Raw genomic sequence first — 14,196 nt, forward strand, 5'->3', positions numbered from 1 at the left:
TTTCCTCGCAAGCGCCTCCTAGGCAACTTTACGAAATCGTCCTTAGATAAATAAGACTTTCCCACTTGCTACGTTTTATATAGGCGTTAGAACCTTTGTCTTCAGTAATACTTACCAAATGATTGGTTTAGTATTGCCCGTTCCCGGTACGATTGTGAATAAACTGTGGGCAATTAAAAATTGCGCACTATAGTATGTAAGCATTACTAAATCCCCTGCAATTGAAAAAGAAGAGATAAACATATTCCAAGAAAGAATAGAGTCTGATATCAGAAATAGTATACTGCCTATAATTGCCCAACGATTTCCTGTCAAAATCGCTGTAAATGCCATGGTACTTATTATAGTGATATAGGCAATAACTGGGATAATAAGATGCTGTTGCCCGCTTTCTTGAAGCGAAGTTAGGAGTTGTATACCCATCCAAATTGCAAATGCGGTAATCGGGATAATAGCTATACCTTTTTTCAAAGAATAATTCCTTTGTTTAATAAAACCTAACGTATAACTTACATGACCAAGTAAAAATGCTGTTAAACCAATGATAAACCAATGTAGAGTAGCATCACCAATAATACAAAAGCATAAGCCAATAAGAATAAACCAATGCGTCGCGTTTTTTTCGGGCGGCATTTGCTCTGTAGCATAAATAATGATTAGAATCATTGGTATTACTTTAAAAAATAAGCTGAAGACAAATGGTTCTGATGGAGAAATAAATATATAAACAATACTTGTTGTGAGAATTAATATGGGAAGACGATACAATACCATAATGAACACTCCTCTATACAAAAACTACTTACCTTTATCTTTTCTAGAGAAGAAGAGAATATCCTTTTTTATAAACAAATATTTATAGTTAGAAACGAAAATAATTCATGAAAATTTGTTTTTGTAGGCATACTATTACATATAATTGGTATAAGGAGTGTTTATGTTGAGTCAAGAATCAATAAGGAAAAAAGTAGATCAAATCTTAAGTGAAAGTCCGATCGGTACAATGGCTACGGTGAAGAATGATAAACCACATTCTCGTTATATGCTATACTTCCATCGTGAATTAACTCTATATACAGCGACAGATAAAGAAACAGATAAGGTAGATGAAATTGAATCAAACCCTTGGACACATATATTGATTGGTTATGAAGGGGAAGGGTTTGGGGATGAGTATGTGGAATATCAGGGAAAAGTTTCTTTTGAAACCAGCCCAGAATTAAAAAAGCAATTATGGAATGAAGATATGAAGACTTATTTCTCCGGTCCAGATGATCCTTCTTATATTTTATTAAAAGTGGAACCAACTGCGATTCGAGTTATGAATAAAAAAGGAGAGTCACCAAAAGAACTCCATCTATAAAATAAAAAAACAACTGGAAAGCGACTAATAGAATATCTACTAATACTATCTACATTTGGAGGTAAGATAGTGAAGTATGAAGTAGTTATTCAATAGTGCTCCAGTTGTTTTTTTACTCGTTGATGATGAATGCCTCAATTCCTAGTTCTTGTAATTGATTTATTCTAGTATTAGCATTGTCGCGATCACGAAATGCACCGGATTGAACACGATACCACTGTTGTCCAGATATAGTTACTGGTACAATAATTGCTTCCATATCTTCGGCCGATAGAAGATCTACACGTTCTTCTGCGTTATCTCGTTGTCTGAATGATCCGGCAATTACTTTATAAAAGTTAGGAGAAGGATCAGGCGTATTATTCTTAGGTTGAAGTTGGAAAGCTAGAGCCAATCCATTGACATGACCTTGTGCGACACGTTGTCGCCATGAAGAATCACGTAATTTTGCTGCATCGCCGCTATGGTCAATAAAACCGTTCTCTGTGAGAAGCGCAGGCATATAGGATTCGCGTAGTACATGGAAATTTGCTTTCTTTTTACCGCGGTTTCGCAGTTGATTAACTTTACTTACCTCTTCATGAATAATGGTTTGATATCTAGCAGTGATCGATTGATCCGATAGACTATTGTGGATAAAGTCCTCGTAGCCATCAGCTGAACCATTAAAGGAGTTACAATGAATAGAAAGAAAATAGTCTGCATTCCAATTGTTCGCCTCGGTTGTTCGTTGAGCTAAGCTTTTTGTACTATCTGTTGTCCTGCTCATTTTTACAGATACATTGTTGTAATTAGAGAGTAATAAATTTCGTATTCGTATAGCGATATCTAGATTGATCGTTTTTTCTTGTAGTCCATTACCTGTAGCTCCAGGATCACTACCACCATGTCCGGGATCAAGGTATAGTTTCATTAGTTCTTTTCCTCCTCTCGATTATAGTATATGGATGATAAATAGAAGAGCGTGGACAAACAACATGAGTGTCGTATAAATCCACTCCAGTGTATCCACATTTATCATTCCTATAATCGACGGACATACTAAAAAAGAAGGAAAGATATAAAATATTATCAATTTACATTTGTACCTTTATAGAATAAGAAAGAAATTACTGAAGACCATGAGACAAAATCATTCCCTTGCAATTATTAATTGCATAAAGAATCTGCTTCTTATGTATATAGATTAGTCGATAAGGTCTTTATTCTTTCGATAAGATCGTTTAAGTGAAGTTAATTCAAATATGTACATAAAAAATCCTGCTAATATTCCGACTCCGAGGGGGTCGTACCAATCTCCATTTTGTAATCCAATAAGATGAGTTATGTAGAGGCCTATAATCATAAAAGTTCCAAAAAATATGCTTTTTTTACGAAGTCCTCTTTTGGATTTGTTAAGCTGAGAAGCTGTCATAATATCCGTGTATTCAATACCCGATAAAGTATATCTTGCAAATACATAAAAAAAGAAGATGATTAAACCAATCCATAAAATTAATAAAGAATTCCACTCTATTATTGTAACGAACTCCATAAAAATCAGCATAAGTATTAAATACAAAGCTAATACACTACCACCTTCAGCTAAGAAATATAGTACTCTTTGTTTTTTGTATTCATCTGTAGGCAGAAATACATTTAACCACGAATTCATGAGTTATTCTCCTCCCAAAATAGATCATTTAACGTTACATCTAGATTTTTTGCTATTTTAATACATAGTTGTAGAGTCGGGTTGTATTGCCCTTTTTCTATTAATCCAATTGTTTGCCTTGTTATACCTGTTCGGGCTGCTAATTGTTGTTGCGTTATACCTTTTTCTATTCGAGTTAATTTCACACGATTGACCATATCATTCTCCTTATAATGCAATACATATATTCCTTATGTAAATTATATATTGCATTTATTGGCAAGTCAATAAATGCATAAATACTGTTCGCTAGAAGAAAATAGATTTGAGGATATAAAGGAGGAAGATTAAAATGTCTGAAAAACATAACAATAATAATCAATTCAAGGAGAATTCTAGTTCTGGAGAAAAGCGTAACGGAAGAAAAAGCCCTTTTAAAAATCATAGTGAAGATCAAAGGGGCACTCCAAATGAGTATAAAAGTAGAAAACAATAACATGTAAATTTTTACAGTTAAAAGAGGCAGTGTGATTTTTAAGTCACCTGTCTTTTTATTGAATGAAAACGAACACAACCTTATTAGATGGGATTTTATTCTATTTTAACTAAATAGAAAATGGATAAAGAGTAAAATATTTTTGTTATTTTAGTAAATTTTGCATACTTCTAAAGCGGTTGACGACTTAATTTGATAGGTGTACTATTTTTCTATTGTAAAAAAGTTAATTGTCAGTCAATTCAGAAGTATGTAAAAGGAGATTAGGAAAATGTCACAGTACAGCAAAGAAGAAATAGTAAAAAGTGTTCCCCAGAAAGGATTCTTTGGACATCCAAAAGGACTCTTTACACTATTTTTCACTGAATTTTGGGAACGTTTTTCTTATTATGGAATGCGTGCACTATTACTTTATTATATGTATACCGAGGTTTCTAGTGGCGGCTTAGGAATGGATGATGCCACAGCGAAATCGATAATGGCTATTTATGGTTCATTAGTATATATGTCAGGAATTATTGGTGGTTGGATCGCTGACCGATTACTAGGTAATCAACAAACCGTATTTTATGGCGGTGTACTTATTATGGCTGGTCATATTGTTTTAGCACTACCAGCTGGAGTTACAGGATTATTTATTTCTATGTTCTTAATAATTGTGGGTACTGGATTATTAAAACCAGTTGTATCAAGTGTTGTTGGAGAACTATATAGCCCCACAGACGTGAGACGCGATTCTGGTTTCAGTATTTTCTATATGGGTATCAATATGGGAGCTTTAATTGCGCCGTTAGTCGTTGGTACTTTAGGTCAAGAATATAATTATCATTTAGGTTTTAGTATAGCTGCAATTGGTATGTTAATTGGCTTAATTGTGTTTATAGTTACGAAAAGAAAATATTTAGGACTTGCTGGAACGTATGTACCGAATCCACTTAAAAGAGATGAGAAGAAAAAAGTATTCTCACGAATTGGGTTAGGTGCATTGGTAATTGCTATTTTAGGATTAATAACTATACCAACAGGAATTTTAACGATTAATGGATTCACGTATGTAGTTAGTATTCTAGGTGTATTAATTCCTACAATTTACTTTATTGTTATGTATCGTAGTCCAAAAACGGATGCAGATGAAAAATCACGTTTAATTGCATATATCCCGTTGTTTATTGCGGCAATAATGTTTTGGGCAATACAAGAACAAGGTTCGATTATTTTAGCAGAATACGCTGATAAGAGAACTGACTTGAACTTTTTAGGAATTCAATTACAATCTTCTTGGTTCCAATCGCTAAATCCATTATTTATTGTTGTTCTGGCACCAATGTTTGCGGGACTTTGGGTGAAGCTAGGTGAAAGACAACCTTCAACACCGAAGAAATTCTCAGTTGGACTACTATTTGCAGGTTTATCTTTCTTAGTGTTGCTTTTCCCAGCGACAATGAATGGAACTGATAGTTTAGTTAATCCGATGTGGTTAGTTTTAAGTTTCTTCTTAGTAGTTATTGGTGAGCTATGCTTATCACCAGTTGGATTATCAGCGACAACAAAACTTGCGCCGAATGCTTTCTCAGCTCAGACAATGAGTTTATGGTTCTTATCCAATGCATCTGCACAAGCAATTAATGCGCAAATTGTAAAACTGTATACTCCAGAAACAGAAGTTGTGTATTTTGGTGTAATTGGAGGTATTGCTATACTTCTAGGAGTATTATTATATCTAATGTCTAAGAAAATCCATGTGTTTATGAAAGGTGTAAATTAAATTTAAAGGTACAGATAAAATATAAATAACAAAAAGGGATGAGCCGGACTACAATCATATCATTTGAAAATTGTAGTTCGGTTTTTTTTGGTTTGCAGTACAATTGAGGGATGGTACTATCGTTAACATGACGAATAAGTATACTAAGAAATGTTTAATTAGCATAAATAAAAGGAAAGGATTAAACTATATTATGTTACTAAAAAGAATAGGAATGAGGTACGTAGATGTTTTTAGCATGGAACGAAATTAAAAATAATAAACTTCGATTTACTCTTGTTATCGGAGTATTAATGCTTGTTTCTTATCTTGTGTTCTTTTTATCTGGTCTGGCCAATGGATTAGAGGATTTAAATAAAGAAGCAGTCGATAAATGGGAAGCAGACGGTATTATTCTTACGGAAGAATCTGATTTGCGATTACAACAATCCGTCATGCAAGCGGATGATTACCAAGGAGATGGTTCAGAGGAATATGCTGAATTAGGACAACAAAGTGCGATTGCAAGCAATGGAGATAATAAAGCCAATACATTCATATTTGGAATACATAAAGACGAGTTTATTATGCCAAATGTGACAGAGGGAGAAGAGTTTGCTGATGAAGGTGAAGTGATTGCAGATGAATCCCTTAAACAAGAAGGGTTTGCGGTAGGAGATGAATTATCGCTTTCTTCAATTGATGAAACGTTAACCATTGTGGGCTTTACTGACAGTGCTCGATTTAATGCAGCTCCTGTTTTGTATACAGATTTTGAGACATTACAAACGTTGCAATATGGAGAAGCAGTCGAGCAGGGAAGCGAACAAGTAAATGCATTTGTGGTCCGTTCGAATAACTTGAATGAAGTAGCTGTAGATGAAGAACTACAGGTAGTTGATACCCAAACATTTATCGAAAATCTTCCTGGTTATACGGAGCAAAACTTAACCCTATCTTTCATGATTTATTTCTTATTTGTTATATCTGCTGTTATTCTAGCTATATTCTTATATGTATTGACCATTCAAAAAGTAAGCATCTTTGGCGTGATGAAAGCACAGGGTATTTCTTCTCGTTATTTAGCAAAATCTGTGATTGCACAAACATTTCTCCTGTCGTTAGCGGGGGTAATCATTGGTCTAGTATTTACCATTCTTACAGGTTATTTCTTGCCACCAGAAGTACCAGTTTCGTTTAATTATCTTGATATGTTTGTCTATGCCGTTGTTCTCATTCTAGTTTCAGTTATTGGAGCATTTATATCGGTGCAAACAATAGTGAAAATTGATCCACTGAAAGCGATTGGAGGGTAAGTAACGATGACAATTTTACAACTAAAAAATGTAGAAAAAGTCTTTGGATCCGGACATACAAAAGTGGAAGCCATGAAGCAAACGAATTTTGAAGCAAAAGCAGGAGAACTCATTGCAGTAATTGGTCCATCTGGATCTGGGAAGAGTACTTTTTTAACTATAGCAGGTGGTTTACAAACTCCATCTAATGGTGATGTATATATTAATGGAACACCAATAACTGAACTTAATGAGAAAAAACGTTCAAAAGTTCGCTTGAAAGAAGTAGGATTCGTACTACAGGCTTCGAATCTTGTTCCATTTTTAAATATAAAACAACAAATGCAATTGTTAGATAAAGTGAAAAAGAATAATTTAAAGGGAGAAGAGCTAGAGCAATTATATACGTCTTTAGGAATTGAACATTTACTAAAAAACTTTCCAAGAGATCTATCTGGAGGGGAACGTCAAAGAGTTGCAATCGCAAAAGCACTATACACAAATCCTAGTATTATTCTTGCTGATGAACCAACTGCCTCGTTAGATTCAGATCGGGCATTTGAAGTAATGCGTATGCTAAAAGAGGTTACGAAAGAAAAACATACTACTACTATTGTTGTTACACATGACACCAGATTAATAGATGACTGTGACAAGGTGTATCAGATAACTGATGGACAAATGGAATTACAATCAAAATTACAATCTGAATAAGAATAAATGGAAAAAACTGTCTCATACAAGTCTCACATGACTTGAGGGGCAGTTTTTTAACGTTATTAACTAATTCATGAGTTCATTGTACTATAAATTTACAAATACTTAACACTTAACACAAACTAACTTAATATTAGCCTCCTATACTTACAAGTGAGGGCAGGAAATGAGCCTATAAATATACAAACATAAATTAGGGGGAGGACCTAAAAATGAATTTCAAGAAGTTTGCTTTTGTATTATTTATACCAATGTTGTTTGTACTATTAGCAGCATGTGGATCTGACGATGCAAGTGGTGAATCAGATAATGAATCAGAATCCACTGGTAATTCCGAAGAATTAGAAGGTAGCGTTGCAATTGATGGATCAGGCACGGTTTATCCACTAATGGCTCGTCTCGCAGAAGAGTATATGATTAATGAACAACCAGGAGTATCAGTAGAAGTTAGTCGTGCTGGAACAAGTGCTGGCTTTGAGAAATTCTTAGCCGAAAATGGGACAGACTTTAATGATGCTTCTCGTGAAATAAAAGAAGAAGAACAAGCAAAAGCTGATGAACTAGGCATTGATGTGAAAGAATTAAAGGTTGCACTTGATGGATTAACCATTGTTACCCATCCAGATAATGATTGGGCAACCGAATTAACACCAGAACAAGTAGCAGGAATCTTTACCGGTGAATATACAAATTGGTCGGATATCGATTCCTCATGGCCGGACGAAGCAATTCAACCTTATGGGCCAAATGAGAATCACGGAACGTATGAGTTCTTTTATGAAAATATTCTAGAAGAACAAGATTTAGTAGATGGAATTGATCTACAACAAGATTATTCCACACTTGTAACTTTAATTTCCCAAGATGAAAATGCAATTGGATTCTTTGGATTTGGTTATTACAATAGTAACCAAGATACGATTCAAGCAGTGAATATTGACTTTGGGGATGGCCCAGTTGAACCGTCATTAGACACTATAGCTGAAGATGGAGCTTATGCAGACTACACACGTCCAGTATTTACGTATCTTAATGTAGGTAACGCAGAAGAAAAACCTCAAGTCCTCGACTACGCGATTTATATTATGAATAACGTGAATACATTTGCAGGAGAAACAGGTTTTGCACCGATTCCTGAAGAAGAGGCCCAAGGTCTTGTAGAAGAACTAGAAGCATTAAAATAAATTAGTCGAATATTCTTGTCGAGGTGAGGACCGATAATATTGTTGGTTCTCATCTTGTTGTAAGTGTAAGCGCGAAGAAGGAGTGCTTTAAGAATGGCAGCAAGCAGCGAAAATAAAAACACTGTTTCTGTTAGAGAGATGATTGAGGCAAATAAGCAAAAAAAGAGTGTTTCTCAAATCACAGAGAAACTAGTACCGATATTTCTGGTATTAATTGCATCCATATCTATTCTAACAACAGCAGGTATTATATATACGTTATTAGCTGAATCAATAGAGTTTTTTCAACGAGTACCAATTATTGAATTTTTCACAGGTACAGTATTAAAACCACTAAGTCAAAATCCGGAATTTGGCGTCCTCCCATTATTAACCGGTACTATAATATCTTCGATTATTGCAATGTTCGTTGCAGGGCCAGTAGGTTTAATGTCAGCTGTTTACCTAAGTGAATTTGCATCAGATAAAGTACGTCGTACAGTAAAACCTTTATTAGAAATATTAGCAGGAATTCCAACGATTGTTTATGGTTTCTTTGCATTTACATTCGTAACACCTTTGATCCGGATGATTTTTCCTTCCGTAGAAGCTACCAATATATTAAGTCCTGGTATCGTGATGGGAGTAATGATTATTCCGATGATTGCTTCTTTATCAGAAGATGCAATGTCTTCTGTACCGAATTCAATGCGTGAAGGGGCATTAGCGTTAGGTGCAACAAGATTAGAAACAACTTTTAAAGTCGTTATTCCAGCTGCATTATCGGGTATTATATCTTCATTTGTATTAGGTATATCCCGTGCAATTGGAGAAACAATGATTGTAACAATTGCAAGCGGAAGTTCGAAAAACTTTACCTTCGATATTACGCAATCGATGCAAACGATGACTGCGTATATCGTTGAAGTCTCTGGTGGGGAAGCTCCAGCAGGGTCTACAATCTATTACAGTTTATATGCAGTAGCACTAACACTATTTGTTTTCACTTTAATCATGAACTTACTAGCAAGATATATTTCCCGTAAGTTTAGGGAGGAATACTAGATGAGCACAAAGTATGTGGATATAGAGCAAGTACAGAAACGGATGTCATCTCGTATCCGAAAAAATAATCTGTCAAAATATCTGTTTTTAGCAGCAACGATGTTCGGATTAGTAGTATTGGCAGTTTTAATTATTCGAGTACTGACACAAGGAGTCACCTATATTAACTGGGATTTCTTAACAGGTCACCTTTCTACTGCACCTGAGAGAGCAGGTATTATGGGAGCAATATTAGGAACAGCTTGGTTAATGCTGATTGTAATCCCGGTAACGATGCTAATTGGCGTAGGAACAGCAATATATTTGGAGTTATATGCCAAAAAAGGTAAGTTCCAATCGTTTATAGCAACAAATATTTCTAACCTTGCAGGTGTACCATCGATAGTCTATGGTTTACTCGGTTTAACCTTATTTGTTCGAGCTTTAGAATTTGGGAATGTCATCTTAGCTGGAGGATTAACTCTATCACTATTAGTATTACCAATTGTTATTGTGGCGTCACAAGAAGCAATTCGAGCGGTCCCTGGTCACCTTAGTGAAGCATCGTATGGTATGGGAGCAACCAAATGGCAAACGGTGAAAAAAATAGTGTTACCAGCTGCACTACCTGGGATATTAACCGGATCGATTCTAGCCTTATCTAGAGCAATCGGGGAAACAGCACCACTTACAGTGCTAGGAATACCGGCATTGCTTATTCCATTCCCTGGTGGACTATTTGATACGTTTACTGCCTTGCCAATGCAAATTTATTATTGGACGTTAGATTCTTCATTGATCGCGGAGTATGCCTATCTAGCAGCAGCAACTATTATTGTATTGCTAGTTTTACTGTTCCTATTAAACTCGATTGCTATTATTATCCGAAATAAATTTCAACAGCGATATTAAAAGTTAGTGAAAGGAAGGAAAAGATATGAGTTTATTAACAGCGGACAAGAAGGTACAAGTAGAAATTAATAATGAGAAAACAAAACCTGTAAGTAATAAAAATAAAGTATATGATACAAAAGATCTTAACTTATGGTATGGTGAAACACATGCGTTAAAAGATATTAACTTAGCTATAAATGAAAAAGAAGTAACAGCGATTATTGGTCCATCTGGTTGTGGAAAATCAACGTATATAAAGACGTTGAATCGAATGGTGGAATTAGTGCCAACGGTAAAAACAACCGGAACCATCACCTATAAAGGGAAGAATATTTTAGATCGTTCATTTAAAGTAGAGGACCTACGTACACATGTAGGTATGGTCTTCCAGAAGCCGAACCCTTTTCCAAAGTCTATATATGAAAATGTAGCATATGGTCCAAAGATTCATGGTATTAAAAATAAAAAAGTACTTGATGAGATAGTAGAGAAGAGTTTACGTGGAGCATCCATTTGGGATGAAGTAAAAGATCGTCTGAATGAGAATGCGTATGGGCTGTCAGGTGGACAACAGCAACGTTTGTGTATCGCTCGCTGTTTAGCAATTGAACCAAATGTGATTTTAATGGATGAGCCAACATCCGCACTAGATCCAAAGTCTACACTTCGTATTGAAGAACTTGTGCAGGAATTGAAAAAAGATTATTCCATTATAATTGTAACCCATAATATGCAGCAAGCTGCACGAATATCTGATAAAACAGCGTTCTTTTTAAACGGAGAAGTTGTAGAATTTGATGATACAGATCGTATCTTTACGAAACCTTCAGATCAAAGAACCGAGGATTATATCTCCGGTCGATTTGGTTAAAATATAATCTCCCTATTATTTAGTTGTTGAGAAATCATCTCAGCAACTTTTTTGTTTGGTTAATTTCATGATTGCCAAGTTTCATACAAAATATCGCATTTATGAAAAGTAATTCATCTTGGAAGAAGTAAATAAAAAAGCAGACCTTAAAATAGGTATGCCTCTATCTACATGATATAAAAAATTAAAATATAAGTCTACAATTAATTTTTAATTATGGGAAAATAATAGATGTGCACAAGTAAATGGAGTAACGTTACTCCTCTTTATCAATAAGGAGGAGAAGGAATGAAGATGTCTACAGAGGAAGCAATAAAGAGGTGGAATAAAGCAGCGGATAGTTTTATCTCTAATTATGACGAGGATGGCGGAGTGAACAGAAAAGTACTGCTTAACCCTGCTATATTTGAATTATTAGGTGAGGTTAGTGGAAAAGTAGTATTAGATGCTGGGTGCGGAGAAGGTTACTTAAGTAGAATGTTAGCTCGACAAGGAGCTATCGTAACGGCAGTAGATTATTCTAAACGTATGTTAGAACTAGCAAAAGAAAGGACAGCAGATGATTCAATTAAATATGAATATGGAAATATAGAAAATATGCATTTCCTTCCGTCCCAATCTTTTGATAAGATTGTATCTAATATGGTCATTCAAGATTTAGAGTGTTACGACTTGGCGATAAAAGAAATGTATCGATTACTGAAAAGGGACGGGACCTTTGTGTTCTCCATTTTACATCCATGCTTTATTACACCGAATAGTGGGTGGGTAAAGGATTCGAAAGGAAACAAGTTATATTGGAAAGTAGATCGTTATTTCTATGAAGGAGTGTATGATCAAAACTTTCCAGCTAATTCGGATGAGAAAGTAGTTTATTATCACCGTACCTTGATGAGTTATATAAAAACATTACGAAATGCGGGATTTACTTTGAATGATATTATTGAACCGAAAGCTTCTCCTGAAGACTTGTTGTTACATCCAGAGTTTAGAGACGATTTAAATTGTCCGAACTTCATTGTATTTCAACTAAGTAAAAAAGGGTAAGCTAGTTCAAGGAATAAGTTTCAACTTAAAAACAACAAGGTGAGACCTCATACATTAACTATAGAGGCTCACCATTTGTTTTAAGTCATGATTGTAATGGTTAAGGAAAGGAAAAGTGATGGAACGGTGATTCACGTTGGAAAAGTAATTATACATACGTTATTACTTATTATTTTATATCAAATTGGAACATGGATTCATGATTTTTTGAACTTAACCCTACCAGGTAGTGTTATTGGAATGATTTTATTATTTGTTTTATTAAGTACAGGGTTAGTAAAACCGTCATGGGTAGACGAAGGAGCATTACTCTTAGTAAAATACTTACCGTTTTTTTTCATACCTGCAACAGTAGGCATTATTTCTTTTCTCCATCTTTTTGCAGGTAGTGGCTTACTGTTAATTGTTATTATCATTGTTAGTACTGCGTTAGTAATCGTAATATCTGGACATGTTAGCCAGTGGCTAGTTAGGAAGAAGGAATGAAACCATGATTAACTTACTATTGACGATTACGTTTATCATTGGCACATTGTCAATTTATATTTTGTCACGAAAATTAAATCAGAAATGGAATCATCCACTGACTTTACCCGTATTAGTAAGTTCGGTTGCCATCATTCTTTTCTTACTTATAAGTAAAATCCCGTATGAGACATATATGCTTGGTGGAGAGTGGGTTCACTATCTGTTAGGACCAGCGGTAGTCGCATTGGCTTACCCGCTCTATATACGACGACTACTGCTGTTAAAATGGTTATATCCAATATTCATGGGCACAATCGCAGGGGCATTTATTGGAATTCTCTCTGGAATTATGTTAGCGAAGTTGTTACAAGTAGATGAAACAATCATTTACTCGCTTGTTCCAAAATCGGTCACAACACCCATTGCTATCGAGGTAACAAATATTATTGGTGGAGAAGTGTCCTTAACAGCTGTTTTTGTGATTATGGCTGGAATAAGTGGTGTATTCATGAGGAGTTTCCTTTTTAAAACAATGCATATAGAACATGTTGTAGGAAGGGGAGTGGGTATAGGCAGTGCATCTCATGCAATTGGTTCAGCGCATTCATTAGAAATGGACGAGTTAGAAGGTACATTAGGGACAGTGGCCATGGTGGTTAGCGCGGTAATTGTATCGATGCTTGCTCCGTTATTGGTGTCTTTAATTTTTTAAACTGTTTTGTTTGAAATAAATTAATAATGGGAACAACATAGATTAGAAGATGAATTTAGTTTAACAAGAAGGAGTTGTTATAAATGAATGTACTAGTAATTGGAGCAAACGGACAAATTGGAACACATCTTGTGAATCAATTACAAGAAAATAAGGATCATGAAGTTACTGCAATGGTTCGTAAGGAAGAACAACTAGAAGAGTTAAAACAACGGGGTATTAATGCAGTTTTAGCAAACTTAGAGGATAGTGTAGATGATATTGCTAATGCAATGAAAGGAGCCGATGCAGTCGTATTTACGGCTGGTTCAGGTGGTAGCACAGGCGCGGATAAAACACTACTCATTGATTTAGATGGTGCTGTCAAATCTGTAGAAGCGGCTGAAAAAACAGGTGTAAAACGTTTTGTTATGATTAGTGCTTTCCAAGCTCATAACCGTGATAGCTGGGCAGACAATCCAATTAAGCATTATATGGTGGCGAAGCATTTTGCAGATGAAAAATTAACGGAAAGCAGCCTTGATTATACAATCATTCGACCAGGTGGATTGTTAAACGATCCTGCTATTGGCAAGATTGAAGCTAGTGAAAATCTTGAAAGAGGCTCTATCCCTCGTGAAGATGTAGCGTCGACAGTTGTAGAAGTACTAGATGCGAAAAATACGTTCCATAAAGGTTTTGATCTAATAACAGGCGAAACTTCCATTAAAGATGCTGTAGGAAAGATATAATATAAATCATATGCTAAT

General features: G+C 35.1%; 17 protein-coding genes. 13 read left to right on the forward strand and 4 right to left on the reverse strand.

Annotation, left to right across the window (positions count from 1 at the left end):
- Positions 1–111: 111 nt before the first annotated feature.
- Positions 112–774, reverse strand: a complete 663-nt coding sequence (locus tag ABC346_RS06105; RefSeq protein ID WP_017798369.1) for a lysoplasmalogenase — start codon at positions 772–774, stop codon at positions 112–114.
- 166 nt (positions 775–940) lie between these two features.
- On the opposite strand from ABC346_RS06105, the gene ABC346_RS06110 reads away from it, so the two are divergent.
- Positions 941–1,363: a pyridoxamine 5'-phosphate oxidase family protein gene (locus ABC346_RS06110; protein ID WP_017798368.1), complete on the forward strand. Its 423-nt coding sequence runs from the start codon at positions 941–943 to the stop codon at positions 1,361–1,363.
- A gap of 112 nt (positions 1,364–1,475) precedes the next feature.
- Here the strand turns inward: ABC346_RS06110 and ABC346_RS06115 are convergent, their stop codons facing one another.
- The 3 genes from ABC346_RS06115 to ABC346_RS06125 form a co-directional block, all read right to left on the reverse strand.
- Entirely contained in the window at positions 1,476–2,276 is an 801-nt protein-coding gene (locus tag ABC346_RS06115) for an N-acetylmuramoyl-L-alanine amidase (RefSeq protein WP_413234004.1), read from the reverse strand.
- Positions 2,277–2,549: 273 nt separating this feature from the next.
- Entirely contained in the window at positions 2,550–3,017 is a 468-nt protein-coding gene (locus ABC346_RS06120; protein ID WP_017798366.1) for a hypothetical protein, read from the reverse strand.
- On the reverse strand, positions 3,014–3,214 hold the full coding sequence (locus ABC346_RS06125; protein WP_413234005.1) for a helix-turn-helix transcriptional regulator: 201 nt from the start codon (positions 3,212–3,214) through the stop codon (positions 3,014–3,016). The genes ABC346_RS06120 and ABC346_RS06125 overlap by 4 nt, the downstream gene beginning before the upstream one ends.
- A gap of 134 nt (positions 3,215–3,348) precedes the next feature.
- On the opposite strand from ABC346_RS06125, the gene ABC346_RS06130 reads away from it, so the two are divergent.
- From ABC346_RS06130 to ABC346_RS06185, 12 genes are all read left to right on the forward strand, one after another.
- Entirely contained in the window at positions 3,349–3,492 is a 144-nt protein-coding gene (locus tag ABC346_RS06130; RefSeq protein ID WP_017798364.1) for a hypothetical protein, read from the forward strand.
- Between the two features lie 271 nt (positions 3,493–3,763).
- Positions 3,764–5,257 (forward strand): peptide MFS transporter, encoded by a 1,494-nt coding sequence (locus ABC346_RS06135; RefSeq protein ID WP_017798363.1) that lies wholly within the window; start codon positions 3,764–3,766, stop codon positions 5,255–5,257.
- 227 nt (positions 5,258–5,484) lie between these two features.
- Positions 5,485–6,552, forward strand: a complete 1,068-nt coding sequence (locus ABC346_RS06140; protein WP_413234006.1) for an ABC transporter permease — start codon at positions 5,485–5,487, stop codon at positions 6,550–6,552.
- Between the two features lie 6 nt (positions 6,553–6,558).
- Entirely contained in the window at positions 6,559–7,245 is a 687-nt protein-coding gene (locus ABC346_RS06145) for an ABC transporter ATP-binding protein (protein WP_413234007.1), read from the forward strand.
- A gap of 215 nt (positions 7,246–7,460) precedes the next feature.
- Entirely contained in the window at positions 7,461–8,432 is a 972-nt protein-coding gene (locus ABC346_RS06150; protein ID WP_413234008.1) for a PstS family phosphate ABC transporter substrate-binding protein, read from the forward strand.
- Between the two features lie 93 nt (positions 8,433–8,525).
- Positions 8,526–9,476 (forward strand): phosphate ABC transporter permease subunit PstC, encoded by a 951-nt coding sequence (gene pstC / locus ABC346_RS06155; RefSeq protein ID WP_413234009.1) that lies wholly within the window; start codon positions 8,526–8,528, stop codon positions 9,474–9,476.
- The gene (gene pstA / locus ABC346_RS06160; protein ID WP_413234010.1) at positions 9,477–10,367 is read left to right on the forward strand and encodes a phosphate ABC transporter permease PstA; all 891 of its coding nucleotides are present in this window, start codon (positions 9,477–9,479) and stop codon (positions 10,365–10,367) included.
- Between the two features lie 25 nt (positions 10,368–10,392).
- Positions 10,393–11,220: a phosphate ABC transporter ATP-binding protein PstB gene (gene pstB / locus ABC346_RS06165; RefSeq protein WP_413234011.1), complete on the forward strand. Its 828-nt coding sequence runs from the start codon at positions 10,393–10,395 to the stop codon at positions 11,218–11,220.
- Positions 11,221–11,508: 288 nt separating this feature from the next.
- A complete protein-coding gene (locus tag ABC346_RS06170) occupies positions 11,509–12,267 on the forward strand; it encodes a class I SAM-dependent methyltransferase (RefSeq protein WP_413234012.1) in 759 nt (252 codons plus the stop codon).
- A gap of 96 nt (positions 12,268–12,363) precedes the next feature.
- On the forward strand, positions 12,364–12,753 hold the full coding sequence (locus ABC346_RS06175; RefSeq protein WP_413234013.1) for a CidA/LrgA family protein: 390 nt from the start codon (positions 12,364–12,366) through the stop codon (positions 12,751–12,753).
- A gap of 4 nt (positions 12,754–12,757) precedes the next feature.
- Positions 12,758–13,447, forward strand: coding sequence for an LrgB family protein (locus ABC346_RS06180; protein WP_413234014.1), 690 nt, complete (start codon positions 12,758–12,760; stop codon positions 13,445–13,447).
- An 83-nt stretch (positions 13,448–13,530) separates the two neighbouring features.
- Complete coding sequence (locus ABC346_RS06185; RefSeq protein ID WP_413234015.1) at positions 13,531–14,178, forward strand: SDR family oxidoreductase; 648 nt, start codon at positions 13,531–13,533, stop codon at positions 14,176–14,178.
- Positions 14,179–14,196: the final 18 nt, after the last annotated feature.

Origin of the sequence: Oceanobacillus phoenicis, from assembly GCF_047238145.1 — a bacterium.
Lineage (GTDB): Bacteria > Bacillota > Bacilli > Bacillales > Amphibacillaceae > Oceanobacillus.

Bases quoted from the DNA above. Each gene is read 5' to 3' on its own strand.
- ABC346_RS06150 (WP_413234008.1), top strand. From the start codon at position 7,461: ATGAATTTCAAGAAGTTTGCTTTTGTATTATTTATACCAATGTTGTTT.
- ABC346_RS06185 (WP_413234015.1), top strand. From the start codon at position 13,531: ATGAATGTACTAGTAATTGGAGCAAACGGACAAATTGGAACACATCTT.
- ABC346_RS06135 (WP_017798363.1), top strand. From the start codon at position 3,764: ATGTCACAGTACAGCAAAGAAGAAATAGTAAAAAGTGTTCCCCAGAAA.
- ABC346_RS06115 (WP_413234004.1), bottom strand. From the start codon at position 2,276: ATGAAACTATACCTTGATCCCGGACATGGTGGTAGTGATCCTGGAGCT.
- ABC346_RS06145 (WP_413234007.1), top strand. From the start codon at position 6,559: ATGACAATTTTACAACTAAAAAATGTAGAAAAAGTCTTTGGATCCGGA.
- pstC (WP_413234009.1), top strand. From the start codon at position 8,526: ATGGCAGCAAGCAGCGAAAATAAAAACACTGTTTCTGTTAGAGAGATG.
- ABC346_RS06180 (WP_413234014.1), top strand. From the start codon at position 12,758: ATGATTAACTTACTATTGACGATTACGTTTATCATTGGCACATTGTCA.
- ABC346_RS06120 (WP_017798366.1), bottom strand. From the start codon at position 3,017: ATGAATTCGTGGTTAAATGTATTTCTGCCTACAGATGAATACAAAAAA.
- ABC346_RS06105 (WP_017798369.1), bottom strand. From the start codon at position 774: ATGGTATTGTATCGTCTTCCCATATTAATTCTCACAACAAGTATTGTT.
- ABC346_RS06130 (WP_017798364.1), top strand. From the start codon at position 3,349: ATGTCTGAAAAACATAACAATAATAATCAATTCAAGGAGAATTCTAGT.
- pstA (WP_413234010.1), top strand. From the start codon at position 9,477: ATGAGCACAAAGTATGTGGATATAGAGCAAGTACAGAAACGGATGTCA.
- ABC346_RS06125 (WP_413234005.1), bottom strand. From the start codon at position 3,214: ATGGTCAATCGTGTGAAATTAACTCGAATAGAAAAAGGTATAACGCAA.
- ABC346_RS06170 (WP_413234012.1), top strand. From the start codon at position 11,509: ATGAAGATGTCTACAGAGGAAGCAATAAAGAGGTGGAATAAAGCAGCG.
- ABC346_RS06140 (WP_413234006.1), top strand. From the start codon at position 5,485: ATGTTTTTAGCATGGAACGAAATTAAAAATAATAAACTTCGATTTACT.
- pstB (WP_413234011.1), top strand. From the start codon at position 10,393: ATGAGTTTATTAACAGCGGACAAGAAGGTACAAGTAGAAATTAATAAT.
- ABC346_RS06175 (WP_413234013.1), top strand. From the start codon at position 12,364: ATGGTTAAGGAAAGGAAAAGTGATGGAACGGTGATTCACGTTGGAAAA.